Origin of the sequence: Pantoea anthophila (genome assembly GCF_006494375.1) — a bacterium.
Classification (GTDB): domain Bacteria; phylum Pseudomonadota; class Gammaproteobacteria; order Enterobacterales; family Enterobacteriaceae; genus Pantoea; species Pantoea anthophila.
In genome coordinates this window covers 104,236-121,374 of the sequence record NZ_VHIZ01000017.1, presented here as the reverse complement: position 1 = coordinate 121,374, position 17,139 = coordinate 104,236, and the positions used below count along the sequence as shown (strand labels likewise).

The window sequence follows — 17,139 nt, the reverse complement described above, 5'->3', positions numbered from 1 at the left end:
AGTTTATGCTTTGTAGCAGGTCGGAATAAAGTGTTACAAGTGAGGAAGGATGCGTTATCAGACTAATCTGCTGCTTACAGCAGTGCTGGCACTGTCATTAGTGGCCTGCGATAAACCTGCGGCTGAACCGGCGCTGGTGCTGGAAGGGAAAACGATGGGAACCGTCTGGCGGGTGAGCCTGGCGGGTGTCGATCAGGCGCGCAAGGCGGAACTGCAGCAGCGTATTCAGCAGCGGCTGGATGCTGACGATGCGGAACTCTCGACGTGGAAGCCGGACTCCGCGCTGTCACGCTTTAACCAAAGCCGCGATCTCACACCGCAGCTGGTGAGTGAAAACATGGCAGACATTGTCACCACCGCACTGCGGATTGGCCGTAAAACCGGTGGCGCGATGGATATCACCGTCGGCCCGCTGGTCAATCTGTGGGGCTTCGGCCCGACGAAACAGCCCGTCCACACGCCCGATGCTGCACAGATCGCGGCCGCCCGGGCGGAGACCGGTCTGCAGCATCTGCGGGTGGTGCAGGGTGCCGGGGGGCAGTGGCTGCAGAAAGATCTGCCGGGGCTCTATGTTGACCTCTCAACCGTCGGCGAGGGCTTTGCGACCGATCATCTGGCGCGACTGATGGAGCAGCTCGGCATCAACAACTATCTGGTGTCGGTGGGCGGCGCGGTGCTGAGCCGCGGGCTGAATGCGCAGCAGCAGCCCTGGCGGGTGGCGATCCAGAAACCTACTGACCGCGAGAATGCCGTTCAGGCGCGCGTTGATCTGCAGGGGCACGGCATCAGCACCTCCGGCAGCTATCGCAACTATTATGAACTGGACGGCAAACGGATTTCTCATGTCATCGATCCCGTTACCGGACGGCCTATTGAGCATAAGCTGGTTTCCGCCACGGTGATTGCCACCACGGCGCTGGAAGCGGATGGCTGGGATACGGGCCTGATGGTACTCGGCACGGAGAAAGCCAAAGCGCTGGCACTCGAACAGCATCTGGCGGTCTATCTGATCAGCAAACAGGGCGATAAATTTGTCAGCTGGATGTCGCCGCAGTTTGCTGCTTTCCTGATCCCCGCTGAAACGACCGGAGAACCCTGATGTTAGATCTCTTTAGTGAAGAGCAACCCTGGCAGGAGCCGCTGGCAGAAGGCGCCGTGATCCTGCGCCGCCGCGCGCGTGAGGATGCAGAAACGCTGTATCAGCAGGTGATGGCGATTGCAGAACAGAATCCGTTTGCCCATCGCATTACGCCCGGCGGGCACCGCATGTCGGTCGCGATGACCAACTGCGGCGACTTTGGCTGGTCGGTGGATTCGCGCGGCTATCAGTATGAGCAGCAGGACAATCTTAATGGCCGCCGCTGGCCCCCGATGCCGCCCCTGTTTCGCACCCTGGCGCAACAGGCCGCCCTTGAAGCGGGCTTTCCCGGCTTTAATCCGGATGCCTGTTTACTTAATCGCTATGAACCGGGCGCAAAGCTGACGCTGCATCAGGACAAAGATGAAAAAGATATGCGCCAGCCCATTGTCTCCGTGTCGCTGGGGCTACCGGCCGTGTTTCAGTTTGGCGGCTTTGAGCGTGGCGACGCTACCCAGCGGGTGCTGCTGGAACATGGCGACATTGTGGTGTGGGGCGGGCCGTCACGCCTGCGTTATCACGGTATCCTGCCGCTCAAGCCCGGCGTGCATCCGCTGGTGGGCGCCTGGCGTTATAACCTCACGTTCCGCCGCGCCTTCTGAGCCCTGGGCGCGGGACGGCGTGGTGAGAATAACTATTGCTATCATTCCGCATCCCATTACACTGCAGGCTGTTTTTTGACTGCTGGATTGCCTGCATGACGTTGCTACACGTTGTTTTTCGCCAGTTCCGCTGGCCTTTCATTGGGGTGATTGCCCTGACGCTGTTAAGCGCAGTGCTGGGCATCGGGATGATCGCCTTCATCAACCGCGAAATGATTGTCGCCATTAACACCTCTTTTGCGGTGCTGCCGCAGTTCCTGTTGCAGCTGGTGGTGCTGATGGCGGTCACGCTCGCCTCGCAGCTGGCGCTGACAACGCTCGGCCATCAGTTTGTCTGGCGGCTGCGCGGTGAATTTATCAAACGTATTCTCGACACCCGGGTCGAGCGCATTGAGCAACTCGGCAGTGCCCAGCTGCTGGCCGGGCTGACCAGCGATGTGCGTGCCATTACGCTGGCCTTTGTGCGGCTGCCGGAGCTATTTCAGGGCGTCATCATTACCCTCGGTTCGGCGATCTATCTCGCCTGGCTCTCGCCGGAGATGTTACTGGTGACCAGTCTCTGGATGGCTGTCACGCTGGTAGGCGGCTGGCTGCTGGTCTCGCGGGTCTATCAGCATATGGCGAAGCTGCGGGACATCGAAGATAGCCTCTATCGCGATTACCAGACGGTGATAGAAGGGCGTAAAGAGCTGCAGCTTAACCGGTCGCGCGCTCAGCAGGTCTACGACACGGTTTATCAGGAAGATGCCCGCGCCTGGCGTCATCATATTGTGCGGGCCGACACCTATCATCTCAGTGCGGTTAACTGGTCGAACATCATGACCTTAGGCGCTATCGGCATCGTCTTTTTTATGGCCAACAGCCTGGGCTGGGCTGACACCGCCGTCGCCGCGACCTTCTCCCTGACGCTGCTGTTTCTGCGCACGCCGCTGCTCTCGGCGGTCGGCGCGCTGCCTACGCTGCTCAGCGCGCAGGTGGCGTTCCGTAAGCTTAACGCCTTCGATCTCGCTCCTTATCAGCCCGGCTTCCACGCGCCAGCCGCCACCGCGGCGTGGCAGACGCTGGAGTTACGTGATGTCTCCTTCCACTACGGCGACAACGGCTTTAAGGTCGGGCCGATCAACCTGACGCTGCGCCGGGGAGAGCTGGTCTTTCTGATTGGCGGTAACGGCAGCGGGAAATCGACGCTGGCGATGCTGCTGACCGGGCTTTATCAGCCACAGTCCGGCACGCTGCTGCTGGATGGCCAGCCGATCACGGCAGATGAACTCGATCGCTGGCGCAGTCAGTTCTCGGCGGTCTTTACCGATCTGCACCTGTTTGATCGGCTCATCGGGCGGGAAGGGGGTCCGGCCAATCCGGCGCTGGTTCAGCAGTGGCTGGAGAGGCTGAAGATGCAGGATAAGCTGAAACTTGCCGGTAATAAGGTGCTGAACCTCCGGCTGTCCAAAGGACAGAGCAAGCGCCTGGCACTGCTGCTGGCGGTGGCAGAAGAGCGGGATGTGCTGCTGCTGGATGAGTGGGCGGCCGATCAGGACCCCCATTTCCGTCGCATCTTCTATCGTGAGCTGCTGCCGTGGCTGCAGGAGGCGGGCAAAACGGTATTTGCCATCAGCCATGACGATCACTATTTCATTCACGCTGACCGGCTGCTGGAGATGCGCGAAGGGCAGTTAACCGAGCTGACCGGTAATGAGCGCGACCTCGCCACGCTCGACTCGGTAAAACGCACCGACACTGGCCTTTAGCGGCAGATGGCAAAACTTAGCAAAAAAGCGTATTGGCAGGCCGCGCCTGAAAGCGGTTACTGTAGCGGACAGCAGAAACAGCGGTTTCTGCGATCCTGAAACTTCTTCTTTCGTCTGTGTTTACCCCCGGCTAAGCTGCGTTGTTTAGCCGGTTTTTTAAACCGGATGCACCACCTGCGTTATCACCAGATTCTCCCGCCACAAAAATGTCGCCTGTAATAATGTGCCCGCCGGAAATCGCTCACTGAAGTGCTGAGTCAGCCGCAGCGTGGCGCGCTGTCGGGCACAATCCACCGACACCAGCGCCGCCTGAAGAAAGTCCATCGGCTGATGCAGTTGGGGCCAGAGTGCCTTGTAAACACTCTCTTTCAGAGAGAACAGCAGGGTCGCGGCGGCACTGAAGCTGACCGGCAGCGACCGCAGCAGTTGCTGCTCCTGCGCATTCATCAGCAGCCCGGCCATGTCGTTCGCCGTCATCTCCGGCATGATCTGTTCAACATCGACCCCGACAGCGCAGGACTGACGCGTTGCCGCGACGACCACAACACCCGCGCTGTGTGACAGCGACGCCTGGATACCCGCTGGCCAGCAGGGAGAGCGATCGGGGGCATTGTTCAGGATAAAATCAGGGATGCCCAGTTCTGCCATGACCGACCTTACCAGCATCCGGCTGGCCAGGTATTCGGCACGACGTTTGCTGACAGCCTGTTGCAGGCGGGCAGGCAGCGTGATGCCCCAGGCAGCAGCCAGTGCCTCATCGTAAGCGTGCGGATTAAAGTGACTCACCGCCAGCAGTGGATCGCTGTGGCTCAGGTGCGAAGAGAGAATAAAGCCGCCTGCAACAGGCGGCAGCGGCAGGTCGGGATAGCGCATGCGGAACCATAATGGATGCCAAAACGGCATTAAATCAGGTGCATGCAAACAGGGCAAGCAGCCTGCCGGGATCAGTCGTTGGGCGGGATGGCAAAACTCTTCAGAGAAACAACAAAATGGTGATGACCTTTGCTGATACGCGCGCCGCGGTCGCACCAGTGGCTTGCCAGGCGAAAGAAATCGTCGCTGCCGATGTCATACGCCAGTTCCACTTTGCTGATGCCTGAGTGCAATAACGTTTCTGCATCTTTCAGGCTCTTTGCTTTAATCGCCATACACATTATCCGTCAGTTTCAGGGGAATTCAGGGTAAGGCGTTTCTGTGACATTTTTGTTTCAGTTTGATGAAAAAGCGTAGCGGGAGGTAATTTCTGTGAGGCGGATCCACCTCTGCTGCAAGCCATAACTGGCTGATTGCAGAGATAATGTTAACGGCTGGCAGGATTAATCTGAATATACGAACAGGGACTACGCTGTAAGAAAAAGGCCGCGTCACGCGCGGCCCTGGTGGGTTACTTCTGGTCTGGCGGGGAAGGTTGCTTATCGCCTGACTCAGGTGCTTCTGTTGGATCGTCTTTTTCAATAAAGGTCATAAACTCTCCTCTTGTTACCCACAGGCTGTTAAGTATAGATCGGATTGGCGGGGACGCGAGGAAAGGGGGATTTGACAGCAGAAACGAAAAAAGCAGCCGATGAGGCTGCTTTTAGAGTAATTTGGTCGGCACGAGAGGATTTGAACCTCCGACCCCGGACACCCCATGACCGTGCGCTACCAGGCTGCGCTACGTGCCGAACACTGGAGGATTAGTCTACTGGTTATCGGCATGAATGCAAGATACCAGCTGACTATTTGCCTGATAATTAATCAGTTAGCGATAAATCGCTTCTCCTCAGTTAATACCTGCAACAGCAACGTCAGTTCCGGCTTGTGATCTTTCAGCGCATTGCCCGCGGCATCATAAGCGCGATAGCTGCCGTTGTTGTTGAGCACCAGCGTCACCTGCGGCGTGGTGATCACCAGCTTGTTCTCTTCGCTGCTGGCGACCCAGTCATGGCGACGACGTGCAGCAAACAGATCTTCACCCTGCGAATAGTTCACCGGATTGGTTCGCACATGCAGCAGGCGCTGCATCAGCGTCGTCATCACATCCTGATGATCGGAGAGACGATCAACGGTCTGCGCGGGCGTATCAGGCCAGTGAATCACTAATGGCACCTGCAATGTCTGGCGATTGCCTGCGCTGTCAGGGTTACCCTCCAGCGCCAGACCGCGCTGCGCGGTGATCACCACCACTGTGTTCTTCAGCAAATCACGCGCCTGCAGGCTGCTCAGAACGGCATGAATCTGCTGATCGACGGCGGGTGCCTGACGCAGATAACTGCGCTGACGGGCTTTGGCGCTGTCGCCGGTGACGTCAGGGCCGTTCAGCGCGATCCAGGAGAACCAGGGCGCCTGGGAACCTGTCTGCTTCTCCAGCCAGTTCTGCCATTGCGCGACGGTGCTGGCGTTCGGCTGGCTGGTCATCGCCGGCAGTGAATAGTCGGTCAGCAGCGCCTGTCGGTAGAGCGGCGGATTAAAGCCCTCAGAGGAGAACAGGCCAAACTGATAACCCTGCGTGCTCAGCGCGCCCAGCAGGGCAGACGGCGTACGGGATGCCAGAATGCCGTTCATGTAGCTGGAGGAGATGCCGTAGAAGAGGCCAAACAACCCTTTCTCCGGGGTATCTCCGGCGCTGTAGTGCTGCGTGAAACGCACGTTTTCGCTGGCAAACTGGTTGAGTTGCGGCAGCGCACTGGCCATCGTGGCGTTATTCAGGCCATCCACGGTCAGCACCAGCAGGTTATTGCGTGTACCGCCATCGCGGAAGGTAATGTCGCTCAGCGGATATTCCACCGCCAGCGCTTCCGGGTCGCCCTGCTGAACCAGGCGACGCTGATACTCCTGCGCATCCAGCAGACCGTGACGCTCCAGGAAACGGCGGGCGGTCATCGGATAGGAGAGCGGCAGGTTAGCGCGCTGCATGGTTATCGGGCGATAGAAGTTGGCATCAGCCCAGATATACATCAGGTGGCTGGCAAAGAAGGCGCTGATAAACAGGGCCGCGAGCGGCTTACCAAATGAACGGCGATTCAGGCTGCGCAGTTTCTGCCAGCTCCAGGTCGCAAAGAGCATCTCGACCAGGAAAATCAGCGGCACGCTGATAAACATCAGCTGCCAGTCGCGCGCCATCTCGCTCTGATCGGGGTTAATTACCAGCTCCCACACCACCGGGTTCAGGTGAAGGTGGAAGCGGCTGAACACCGCGCTGTCGACCATGACCAGCGTCAGACCTGCGGTGGCGACCACCGCGGACACTACCCGCATCAGCCGTTGCGACATCACCACAAACGTCAGCGGGAAGATGATCAGCAGATAGGCGGCAAAAACGATAAAACTGAAGTGGCCAACCCAGCTGGTATAGGCGTAGATACGCCCCGCCAGTGAAGAAGGCCAGTCGGCGACCAACAGGTAGCGACTGCCTAAAATCAGCGCGAATAAGATATTAAACAGAGCAAACCAGTGCCCCCAGCTAATCATCTGGGAGACTTTTTCGCGGTAGCGCTGCCGGTTGGTTACCATATTATAAAATCAAATCAGCCAATTAGTGAGCGTTGTCGTCACGCACTGACGCCTGCAGGGCATCGGCGAAAGATCGGGCCAGAGAGCGACGCTGCGCCGGGGCAACATCGCTGTTAATCAGGTTAGTCACCATATTGCCCAGGACCATCAGGGAGAGGTCGGTGGGGGCCTTATCCTTCTGCAGGATTTGGGCCATTTCCGCGAGGAGTTGTTCCACGCGTTCGTCGCTGTAACGGGATGATTGTGGCATAGGGTCGTCTGAGCTCATTTCAAAAGGCGATATAGTACCGGAACAGCGTATTTTTTTCCGCAATTTTATCGAAAGTACCGCGTCCGCTTTACGTATGGAGTTGAAAGCCGATGCCGGCGGTGTTTGAATACGCGCCTGAGCTAAAAGGAGAGTCTACCATGAGTCTGGATATCGACCAGATTGCCCTGCACCAGTTAATCAAACGCGATGAAAACCAGCTTGAGCTGGCGCTGCGCGATTCGCTGCTGCCTGCCACCAACACGGTCAACGCGATGGTGGAGGAGTTACACCGGGTTTACAGCGCAAAAAGCAAAGCCTACGGCCTGTTTAATGCAGAGAGTGAACTGGCAGAAGCGCTGCGTAATTGTCGTAAGGGCAACGATGATTTTCTCGCCTTTAGCCGTGCCGCCACCGGCCGTCTGCGTGACGAACTGGCGAAATATCCGTTCGCCGAAAGCGGCGTGGTGCTGTTTATTCACTACCGCTATCTGGCCGTAGACTATCTGCTGATCGCCGTGCTGAACAGCCAGTCCAGCATGCGCGTCAACGAGCAGATGGATATCAGCAGCACCCACTATCTCGACATCAATCATGCGGACATCGTCGCGCGCATCGATTTAACCGAGTGGGAAACCAACCCGGAATCGACCCGCTATCTGACCTTCCTGCGCGGCCGCGTCGGACGTAAAGTGGCTGACTTCTTCATGGACTTCCTCGGTGCCGAAGTGGGATTAGACACCAAGGCGCAGAACCGGGGACTGTTGCAGGCGGTGGATGACTACTGCAACGAATCCGGGCTGGATAAGCAGGAGCGGCAGAATTATCGCCAGCAGGTCTACAGCTACTGCAACGAGCAGCTGCAGGCGGGCGAAGAGATTGCGCTGGAAGATCTGTCAGGCGAACTGCCACCGGTGGGTGAAAAAACCTTTCAGGCCTTTACCCAGGAGCAGGGCTACGAACTTGAGGAGAGCTTCCCGGCGGATCGCAGCACGCTGCGCCAGCTGACGAAGTTTGCCGGCAGCGGCGGGGGACTGACCCTGAACTTCGACGCCATGTTACTGGGCGAGCGTATTTTCTGGGACCCGGCAACGGACACCCTGACAATCAAAGGCACGCCCCCCAATCTGCGTGACCAGCTACAGCGCCGCACCAGCAGCAAATAAAAAAGCCGGGCTCAGCCCGGCTTTTTTGACGCTGCGCGGTGATAACCTTTGGCAGCGACAGACAAAATAAAAGGGCCGGTTTCGCAACCGGCCCTTCTACGTTCAACAAGGCTCGCGATTACGCGCGAACGAAGTCGATGTGAAACAGTTTTGGCTTGAACGGGTGACGCTGAACAGCCTGAACTTTCACTTTGGTTTCTTTACCGTCAACAACCAGGGTCAGCACTTCTTCGTAGAAACCTGGTTTTGCCTGCAGGTTCATTACGGAGTCGTGATCCAGGTCGATGGCAACAGCCGCTTCAGAACCACCGTAGATGATGGCCGGGAAACGGTTTGCTGTACGCAGGCGGCGGCTCGCACCCTTACCCTGCTCTTTACGTTCTACTGCATTGATAGTGAACATTAATACGTCTCTTTATTTAATTCCTGCTACAGGCGACCCAGTAACAGGCAGGTTATTCAATTCCGCTGATGCACATGCAAAAGCGGGCGGCAGTATAGCGGTTATCCCTGCCGGGAGCAAACGATATAGCCGCCTGCCAGCGGCGCATCCGCGTCAGCGCAGCTCATTCGCGCGGCGGTAGCGGCCCTGATAATCAAACATCTTTTCACGGATCTGCCAGAACTGGCCTTTAGCCCTGGCCACCACAAAATCGGGATGACGCAACAGCGGCTGCAGCGCCAGCACGTCGGCGGCGGTCTGCCAGCCAAGCGGTACGCCGGGTGCGCGCTGATGCGGACGCATAAAGAGCTGCTCAAACGCTTTCCGCTGCGCGGGCGTCTGCAGCCGGAAACGTTCGCTGACGCTGGTGCCATCCTCGTCATGGTAGGTCGCTTTGAGCCACTCACCTTTGGCATCCGATCCCTGTTCCAGCGTCATGCCGGCACAGCGCAGCACCAGTGCATCCTTGAGTTTCAGTGCCGCTTTGAGCATATCGTCGGGATCGACCAGCACTTTATCGCACTGGTGACAGCGCCGGGCGGCGATATCATTTTCCGCGCCGCAGTCGGGACAGCTCTTAAAGCGGAAGCGATAGTCGCACTGTTCGCGTTCTCCCTCATCATCTTCCAGCACCCCCTGGCAGCGCCGGCCAAAGTGTTCGATGACCATGCCATCTTCGGTCGCCTTGCCCCAGAAGGTGTTGGCAAAGCCGCAGGCGGGGCAGAAAACCTGCACCGGCTGATTGTCGCTGGCCCCTTTTGGCGCGCCGACTTCCGGCGTAAAAAGGTCGTGGGGATTACCGGCATAATCCAGGATCAGGCAGTCGCGCTTACCGGGCGAGAGCCGCAGGCCGCGGCCGACGATTTGCTGATAGAGGCTGACCGACTCGGTCGGGCGCAGTATCGCAATCAGGTCTACGTGCGGCGCATCAAAGCCGGTGGTCAGTACCGCTACGTTCACCAGGAATTTCAGCTGCTGTGCTTTAAATGCCAGGATCAGGGCATCACGCTCGCGGGCGGGCGTTTCGGCGGAGACCAGCGCGCTGTTTTCGGGCAGCAGCTGCAGGATTTCACGCGCATGATCCACAGTGGAAGCGAAGATCATCACCCCCAGCCGATCCTCAGCGAACTCCACAATCTGACGGATGATATGGGGCGTCACGCGCTGCTGCTGTTTCAGTTCGCGATTCAGATCGGCTTCGCTGAACAGGCCGTTCGACTGCGCCGTGAGACGACTGAAGTCATACTGCACCACCGGCATATCCAGCCGCTCCGGCGGCACCAGGAACTGATGCTTGATCATGTAACGCAGCGGCAGTTCATAGATGCAGTCGCGGAACAGCGATTTCTCGTCGCCCCGCACCATGCCGTGATAGTGGAACTGATAGATCCAGCCTTTGCCCAGCCGGAACGGCGTGGCGGTCAGGCCAAGTAAACGGAGCTGAGGATTGTGCTGGCGCAGATGACTGAAGATCTGCTGATACTGGCTCTCTTTGTCATCGCCGATGCGATGGCACTCGTCGACAATCACCAGTGAAAAGGCGCTGTCGAACTGTTCGAGGTTACGCGCGATGGACTGCACGCTGCCAAATACCACTTTGCGCTGGCTCTCTTTGCGCTGCAGTCCGGCTGCAAAGATGTCCGCCTCCAGCCCGTACGCTTCATATTTGCTGTGGTTCTGTGCCACCAGCTCTTTGACGTGCGCCAGCACCAGCACCCGGCCACGTGCCAGCCGTGCCAGCTCGGCGATCACCAGGCTCTTACCGGCACCGGTGGGCAGTACGATCACTGCAGGTTCCTGATGACGACGGAAATGCGCAACGGTGGCATTAACCGCATCCTGCTGATAGGGGCGTAAGGTAAAAGACATGGCGCTCACTTTTGCAAAACTGGCGGCAATTATGCCATGAAAGTCCGGTAAACGCGCTGTCAGGCGGACGCAGATCACGTTATACTTCCCGCACATTTTCAACGGTTAACCAGGCCGTTTCAGATTCCCTCCGCAGTAACAGGCAAAACGAATTCATGCGACTCGACAAATTCATCTCTCAGCAACTGGAAATCAGCCGCGCCATCGCTCATCGCGAAATCCGCGGCCAGCGTGTCACCGTGAACGGGGAGATCGTGCGCGATACCGCGTTTAAACTGCTGCCCGACCACGAAGTCGCCTATGACGGCAACGTGCTGCAGATGCTCACCGGTCCACGCTACTTTATGCTGAACAAACCACAGGGTTACGTCTGCTCAACCGACGATCCCGATCATCCCACCATCCTCTATTTCCTCGAAGAGCCGATGTCTTTCAAACTGCACGCAGCAGGGCGTCTCGATATCGACACGACCGGACTGGTGCTGATGACAGATGATGGTCAGTGGTCACACCGGATTACCTCGCCGCGTCATCACTGCGAGAAAACCTATCGCGTCACACTGGAATCGCCGGTCAGTGACGATACGGCCGCGCAGTTTACGGCGGGCGTACAGCTGCACAATGAGAAGAGCCTGACCAAACCGGCACAGCTGGAGGTGATCACGCCGACCGAAGTGCTGCTGACCCTGAGCGAAGGGCGTTATCACCAAGTGAAACGGATGTTTGCGGCAGTCGGCAATCGGGTGGTTGAGCTGCATCGTGAGCGCATTGGCGACATCGTGCTGGATGCCGATCTGGAACCGGGCGAATACCGGCCGCTGACGGCAGAAGAGATCGCCAGTATTGGTCTGCCAAAAGAGTTACAGGCTAAATAAGCGGACGGGCTGCCAGCAGCCCGTGCCAGTCCCACAGGGCAGGAGAAGGTGTGCGTAAGGAAAAGAATTCGCCAACAGGTCTGGTCGTCATTCTCGGTCTGTTAGCCATGCTGATGCCGTTGTCGATTGACATGTATCTGCCTGCCATGCCGCAGATTGCGCGTGAGTTTGACGTGTCGGCGGGTAGCGTGCAGATGTCACTGAATCTCTACATTCTGGGGTTCGCGATCGGGCAGCTCATCTATGGGCCGCTGGCGGACAGCTACGGCCGCAAGCCGGTGATTGCGCTTGGCACGCTGATCTTTGCCTGCGCCGCCGCTGCCTGTGCGTTGTCACAAAGCATTGATCAGCTGATTACCATGCGCTTTCTGCATGGGCTGTCGGCTGCGGCCGCCAGCGTGGTGATCAACGCCCTGATGCGCGACAGTTATTCGAAAGAGGACTTTTCGCGCATGATGTCCTTCGTGATGCTGATCACCACCATTGCGCCGCTGCTGGCGCCGATTATCGGCGGCTGGCTGCTGGTGCTCTGGAGCTGGCACGCCATCTTCTGGGCGCTGTCGGGCGCGGCATTAGTCACCACACTGCTGGTGACCACGCAGATTCGTGAAACCCTGAAGCCGGAGCAGCGTCAGCGGTTCCATCTGCGCACCACGCTGGGTAATTTCGTCACGCTGTTTCGTCACAAACGGGCCTTCAGTTATATGCTGGCGAGCGGCTTCTCCTTTGCCGGACTCTTCACCTTTCTTAACGCCGGTCCCTTTGTTTATATCGAACTGAATTACGTTTCGCCGCAAAACTTCGGCTACTACTTTGGCCTTAACGTGGTGTTTCTCTTCGTGCTGACCCTGATTAACAGCAGGGCAGTGCGTCGCTTTGGCCCGGTCGCGATGTTCCGGCTGGGGTTGCTGATCCAGTTCTCTATGGGGATCTGGCTGCTGCTGGTCAGCGCCTTTGACCTGGGCTTTTTGCCGCTGGTGCTGGGTGTCGCACTGTTTATCGGCTGTGTGTCGATCGTCTCATCCAATGCGATGGCGGTGATCCTCGATGCGTTCCCGCATATGGCGGGCACGGCCTCCTCTCTGGCGGGCACCCTGCGTTTTGGCGTCGGGGCTTTTGTGGGGGCGCTACTGTCGCTGATGAGTTTCAACAGCGCCTGGCCGATGGTGGGCACCATCGCGCTGTGCGCGACGATTTCCCTGCTGCTCTTTTTCTACGCGTCACGTCCCCATCCTGCGTCCCGCTAGCCGGGCGCAGGAGTTTTCCCCCGTTACCGCTGGCTCTGTTAGCGGCCTTTCTGGTTATGTTTCTTTATTGTGAAAATCTTTAGCTAAAAAAGTAATCATATTGCGTCTAAAATGATTGTTAACGGCGTGTGAACGCGGTACATATAGCCAGAAGTGCGATGCGAGTCGCAAAAAATGCGCGCGGGCAGACGATTAACACTCGTCCGGACTCAGCGGTTGTCGGTCAGCTTTCAGCGTCGGTTGCTGTGTGTTGCGACATAAACTCATTCGGGGAGAGTAAACGATGCTGCAACTTTCAATTGTGCATCGCCTGCCGCAGCGTTTCCGCTGGGCCAGCGATCGCCACAGTGCTATTGAGCCTGATGAAGCCCTGGATGACCAGGAGTTCGTGGCGCTGCGTCTGATCAGCCACGATGGCATTCCGGCGTGGGAAATCCTGCAGCAGTTAAAAGAGGTGCTGGCAGAGATTCAGGTCGACTGTAAAGTGGCCGAATGTGAAGGGCAGCCCTGCCTGTTCATTCAGCGCCGTGACGAGAGTGCCACTAACTGCTGCCTGAAAAATCAGGGCGTGGCGATTGCCGAAACCTTTAACGCAGGCTGAGCCGGGACGACTGCAGCAGCTCGCGGGTGTAGTCGTTCTCAGGTGAAGCAAACAACTTTTCACACTCTCCCTGTTCTGCCACTTTCCCCTGACGCAGCACGATAAGCTGGTGACACAGGGATCGAACCACATCGAGATCGTGACTGATAAACAGATAGCTGAGCTGGCGCTGCTGCTGCAGACGACGTAGCAGCGTCAGGATCTGTTTCTGCACCGTGCGGTCCAGCGAGGAGGTCGGTTCGTCCAGCACCAGCAGCTCCGGTTCCAGAATCAGCGCCCGCGCGATGGCGATTCGCTGTCGCTGACCCCCCGAAAATTCGGCCGGATAGCGGTGGCGGCTTTCCGGTTCGAGTCCCACCTCTTGCATCACCGCGATGACGCGCTGCTCCTGTTCTGCCCGACCGATAGCGGGCAGATGTACCGCCATGCCTTCGGCAATAATCTGCTGCACCGTCATCCGCGGATTCAGGGAGGAGTTGGGGTCCTGAAACACCACCTGAATGCGCTGGCGCAGCGGCAGCAGTTGCCAGCGCGTCAGCTGATGCAGCGGCTGACCATCAAACCAGACTTCCCCGCGCGAGCGAATCAGCCGCAGCAGCGCCAGCCCGGTGGTGCTTTTGCCCGAACCGGACTCGCCAACCAGGCCCAGGCTTTCGCCGCGCCGCAGGGTAAAACTCAGCCCGGCGAGTATGATCTTTTCGGCCGCCTGCCGCCGGAACAGGCCGCGCCGTAGCGGAAAACTGACCTGAAGCTGTTCGACCCGAAGTATCACCGGGGCGTCCGCAGGCAGCGGCAGCGCGGTTCCTTCCGGTTCGGCGGCCAGTAACTGCTGGCTGTAGGGATGCTGCGGCTGGTCCAGCAGAACCTGACCGCGGTTCTGTTCCACGATGCGACCCTGACGCATCACGCTGACGCTATCCGCCAGCTGGCGCACAATATTCAGGTTATGGGTGATAAACAGCATGCCCATGTTCATCTCCCGCTGCAGTTCGCGGAGCAGCTTCAGGATCTGCGCCTGCACCGTCACATCCAGCGCGGTGGTCGGCTCATCGGCGATCAGCAGCTGGGGTTCGGTCAGCAGGGCCATGGCGATCATCACGCGCTGGCGTTCGCCGCCGGAGAGCTGGTGCGGAAAATCGTTGAGCCGGTCGGCAGCCTGCCGGATGCCGACCCGATCGAGCACGCTGAGTATCTCTCCGCGTGCCGCCGGACGACGCAGTCCGCGATGCAGCGAGAGCACTTCATACAGCTGCTTTTCCACGGTGTGCAGCGGGTTGAGCGACACCATCGGCTCCTGAAAAATCATCGCCATCTGATTGCCGCGAAGGGCACGCAGCCGCGCCTCCGGGACGCGCAGCAGATCTTCACCCTGAAACAGGATCTCGCCCCGGGGATAAACCACCGACGCCTCATGCAGCAGTCGCATCACCGACAGCGCCGTTACGCTCTTGCCGGAGCCTGACTCGCCCACCAGCGCCAGGGTTTCGCCTGCATTGATGCGCAGGGAGAGATCCTCCACCACCGGGCGAAGCGCATCGCCCTGACGAAAGGCAATCGAAAGATCGTTGATGGCCAGTAAGGGTGTCGTCATTCAGGCTCCTTTGCCCGGATCGAAGGCATCGCGCACCGCTTCGCCAATAAAAATCAGCAGCGAAAGCAGGATCGCGAGTGTGAAAAAGCCTGCCAGGCCTAACCATGGCGCCTGCAGGTTATTTTTGCCCTGCAGCAGCAGCTCCCCCAGCGAGGGCGAGCCCAGCGGCAGACCAAAGCCGAGAAAGTCGAGTGAGGTGAGGGTGGTGATCGACCCACACAAAATAAACGGCAGAAAGGTCAGGGTCGCCACCATGGCGTTAGGCAGCATATGGCGCAGCATAATCCGGCCGTCGCTGACGCCAAGGGCCTGCGCCGCGCGAATGTAATCGAAGTTACGGGTGCGCAGAAACTCGGCCCGCACCACGCTGACCAGACTCATCCAGCCGAAGGCGACGGTGACCAGCAGCAGCCACCAGAAGCCGGGCTGGATCACGCTGGAGAGTAAAATCAGCAGAAACAGCGCGGGCATGCCGGACCAGACTTCAACCAGCCGCTGCCCGATCAGATCGATTCTGCCGCCGAAATAGCCCTGCACCGCGCCGACCACAATGCCAATTACGCTGGAGAAGAGCGTCAGCAGCAGACCGAACAGCAGCGAGATGCGCGTGCCATAAAGCAGCCGTGCCAGCACGTCGCCCCCGTTGGCGTCGGTGCCAAGCCAGTTCTGTGCCGACGGCGGAGAGGGGAAGGGCTCCTGGGTCGCAAAATTGAGGGTGCTGTCGCTGAAGCGAATCGGCGCCCACAGGGCCCAGCCCTGCCGGGCAATGCGCTGCTGCAGCCACGGGTCCTGATAATCGGCGGCGGTCGGCAGCACGCCGCCATAGTCCGTTTCGCTGTAGTTAAACAGCAGTGGCAGCATCCAGCGCTGCTGGTAATGCACCAGCAGCGGCTTTTCATTGGCAATCAGCTCGGCACCCAGCGACAGCAGAAAAAGGACCAGAAAGATCCACAGCGACCAGTAGCCGCGCCGGTTATGGCGAAAGCGCTGCCAGCGCTGCTGAGTGAGGGGAGAAAGCGGCATCAATGGCTCCTGAAATCGATGCGCGGATCGACCAGCGTATAGGTCAGATCGCTGAGAATGTTCATCAGTAACCCGATCAGGGTAAAAATATAGAGCGTGCCAAACATGACCGGATAGTCGCGTTGCAGGGTGGCGTCATAGCCGAGCAGCCCCAGCCCGTTCAGGGAGAACATTACCTCGATCAGCACGGAACTGGTAAAGAACATGCTGATAAAGGTGGCAGGAAAGCTGGCGATGACCAGCAGCATCGCATTGCGAAACACATGATGATAGAGAATACGCCGCTCCGGCACCCCTTTGGCGCGCGCGGTCACCACATAGAGTTTGCGGATCTCATCCAGAAACGCGTTTTTCGTCAGCATCGTCAGCGTGGCGAAGCCGCCGATCACCGTCGCCAGCACCGGCAGTGCGATGTGCCAGAAGTAATCCAGCACCTGAGCATACCAGGGCAGCGTGTCGTGCTGCGCAGAGGTGAGCCCGCGCAGCGGAAACCAGTCCAGATAGCTGCCCCCGGCAAACAGCACGATCAGCATGATACCGAACAGGAAAGCCGGAACGGAGTAGCCCACAATAATCAGGGCGCTGCTCCAGATATCAAACGCAGAGCCGTTGCGCACGGCCTTGCGGATACCCAGCGGGATCGACACCAGATAGATAATCAGGGTGCTCCATAACCCCAGACTGATGGAAACCGGCAGGCTCTCTTTGATCAGCCCCACCACTGAGGCGCTGCGAAACAGGCTGTCGCCAAAATCGAAGCGCAGATAGTTCCACAGCATCTCGCCGTAGCGTTGCCACAGGGGTTTATCGAATCCGTAGCGCTGTTTGATCTCTGCAATTACCTCCGGGTCCAGCCCGCGTGCGCCCCGGTACTGATTGTCGGCGGGATTGAGATGACTGCGCGTGGCATGTGAACCGGCGCTGTCGGCGCCGCTGCCGGGCAGGCCGGTTGTCTGACCAAACTCAATAGTTGCCAGCGCCTGATCGACCGGTCCGCCGGGAGCGATTTGCACGATAAAGAAGTTCAGCGTGATGATCGCCCACAGCGTCGGAACGATCAGCAGGAGTCTGCGCAGAAAGTAAGCGGCCAACGGTGCC

16 protein-coding genes and 1 tRNA gene are annotated in these 17,139 nt (G+C 58.5%); 7 read left to right on the top strand and 10 right to left on the bottom strand.

Going from position 1 to position 17,139, the window contains the following annotated elements; genetic code table 11:
• The first annotated feature begins 49 nt into the window (after nt 1-49).
• The 3 genes from apbE to FJW00_RS02590 all read left to right on the top strand — a co-directional run bounded on the left by apbE (nt 50) and on the right by FJW00_RS02590 (nt 3,488).
• Nucleotides 50-1,099 carry an FAD:protein FMN transferase ApbE gene (gene apbE / locus FJW00_RS02600; protein ID WP_140923004.1) on the top strand — a complete coding sequence of 350 codons (1,050 nt, stop codon included), beginning with the start codon at nt 50-52 and terminating at the stop codon, nt 1,097-1,099.
• Nucleotides 1,099-1,740 (top strand): DNA oxidative demethylase AlkB, encoded by a 642-nt coding sequence (gene alkB / locus FJW00_RS02595; protein ID WP_009089090.1) that lies wholly within the window; start codon nt 1,099-1,101, stop codon nt 1,738-1,740. Before apbE ends, alkB begins: the two co-directional genes overlap by 1 nt.
• A gap of 95 nt (nt 1,741-1,835) precedes the next feature.
• The gene (locus FJW00_RS02590) at nt 1,836-3,488 is read left to right on the top strand and encodes a multidrug ABC transporter permease/ATP-binding protein (protein ID WP_140923003.1); all 1,653 of its coding nucleotides are present in this window, start codon (nt 1,836-1,838) and stop codon (nt 3,486-3,488) included.
• A 156-nt stretch (nt 3,489-3,644) separates the two neighbouring features.
• Here FJW00_RS02590 and FJW00_RS02585 read toward each other — a convergent pair whose 3' ends face one another.
• The 5 genes from FJW00_RS02585 to FJW00_RS02565 all read right to left on the bottom strand — a co-directional run bounded on the left by FJW00_RS02585 (nt 3,645) and on the right by FJW00_RS02565 (nt 7,230).
• A complete protein-coding gene (locus tag FJW00_RS02585; RefSeq protein WP_140923002.1) occupies nt 3,645-4,361 on the bottom strand; it encodes a 4'-phosphopantetheinyl transferase family protein in 717 nt (238 codons plus the stop codon).
• Nucleotides 4,362-4,432: 71 nt separating this feature from the next.
• Nucleotides 4,433-4,636: a hypothetical protein gene (locus tag FJW00_RS02580; protein WP_009089095.1), complete on the bottom strand. Its 204-nt coding sequence runs from the start codon at nt 4,634-4,636 to the stop codon at nt 4,433-4,435.
• Between the two features lie 439 nt (nt 4,637-5,075).
• Nucleotides 5,076-5,152, bottom strand: a tRNA-Pro gene (locus FJW00_RS02575).
• A gap of 73 nt (nt 5,153-5,225) precedes the next feature.
• A complete protein-coding gene (yejM, locus tag FJW00_RS02570; protein ID WP_058956728.1) occupies nt 5,226-6,980 on the bottom strand; it encodes an LPS biosynthesis-modulating metalloenzyme YejM in 1,755 nt (584 codons plus the stop codon).
• Nucleotides 6,981-7,002: 22 nt separating this feature from the next.
• On the bottom strand, nt 7,003-7,230 hold the full coding sequence (locus tag FJW00_RS02565) for a YejL family protein (RefSeq protein ID WP_009089108.1): 228 nt from the start codon (nt 7,228-7,230) through the stop codon (nt 7,003-7,005).
• Nucleotides 7,231-7,388: 158 nt separating this feature from the next.
• On the opposite strand from FJW00_RS02565, the gene yejK reads away from it, so the two are divergent.
• A complete protein-coding gene (gene yejK, locus FJW00_RS02560; protein WP_009089109.1) occupies nt 7,389-8,393 on the top strand; it encodes a nucleoid-associated protein YejK in 1,005 nt (334 codons plus the stop codon).
• Nucleotides 8,394-8,511: 118 nt separating this feature from the next.
• Here yejK and rplY read toward each other — a convergent pair whose 3' ends face one another.
• Both rplY and radD read right to left on the bottom strand, forming a co-directional pair.
• The gene (rplY, locus tag FJW00_RS02555; RefSeq protein ID WP_009089112.1) at nt 8,512-8,796 is read right to left on the bottom strand and encodes a 50S ribosomal protein L25; all 285 of its coding nucleotides are present in this window, start codon (nt 8,794-8,796) and stop codon (nt 8,512-8,514) included.
• A gap of 153 nt (nt 8,797-8,949) precedes the next feature.
• Nucleotides 8,950-10,704 carry a DNA repair helicase RadD gene (gene radD / locus FJW00_RS02550; RefSeq protein ID WP_140923001.1) on the bottom strand — a complete coding sequence of 585 codons (1,755 nt, stop codon included), beginning with the start codon at nt 10,702-10,704 and terminating at the stop codon, nt 8,950-8,952.
• 155 nt (nt 10,705-10,859) lie between these two features.
• Here radD and rsuA point away from each other — a divergent pair, with 155 nt between their 5' ends.
• The 3 genes from rsuA (at nt 10,860) to FJW00_RS02535 (ending at nt 13,427) form a co-directional block, all read left to right on the top strand.
• Nucleotides 10,860-11,579, top strand: a complete 720-nt coding sequence (rsuA, locus tag FJW00_RS02545; protein ID WP_009089116.1) for a 16S rRNA pseudouridine(516) synthase RsuA — start codon at nt 10,860-10,862, stop codon at nt 11,577-11,579.
• Nucleotides 11,580-11,629: 50 nt separating this feature from the next.
• Nucleotides 11,630-12,826: a Bcr/CflA family multidrug efflux MFS transporter gene (locus FJW00_RS02540; protein ID WP_140923000.1), complete on the top strand. Its 1,197-nt coding sequence runs from the start codon at nt 11,630-11,632 to the stop codon at nt 12,824-12,826.
• Between the two features lie 283 nt (nt 12,827-13,109).
• Nucleotides 13,110-13,427, top strand: a complete 318-nt coding sequence (locus FJW00_RS02535; protein WP_009089120.1) for a YejG family protein — start codon at nt 13,110-13,112, stop codon at nt 13,425-13,427.
• Here the strand turns inward: FJW00_RS02535 and yejF are convergent.
• Genes yejF through FJW00_RS02520 form a run of 3 tightly spaced genes read right to left on the bottom strand, consistent with a single transcriptional unit; the run spans nt 13,414 to nt 17,132 of the window.
• Nucleotides 13,414-15,018, bottom strand: a complete 1,605-nt coding sequence (gene yejF / locus FJW00_RS02530; RefSeq protein ID WP_140922999.1) for a microcin C ABC transporter ATP-binding protein YejF — start codon at nt 15,016-15,018, stop codon at nt 13,414-13,416. The genes FJW00_RS02535 and yejF overlap by 14 nt on opposite strands.
• Complete coding sequence (locus FJW00_RS02525; RefSeq protein WP_140029061.1) at nt 15,019-16,041, bottom strand: ABC transporter permease; 1,023 nt, start codon at nt 16,039-16,041, stop codon at nt 15,019-15,021.
• Complete coding sequence (locus tag FJW00_RS02520) at nt 16,041-17,132, bottom strand: microcin C ABC transporter permease YejB (RefSeq protein ID WP_140922998.1); 1,092 nt, start codon at nt 17,130-17,132, stop codon at nt 16,041-16,043. Before FJW00_RS02520 ends, FJW00_RS02525 begins: the two co-directional genes overlap by 1 nt.
• Between the last annotated feature and the right edge of the window lie 7 nt (nt 17,133-17,139).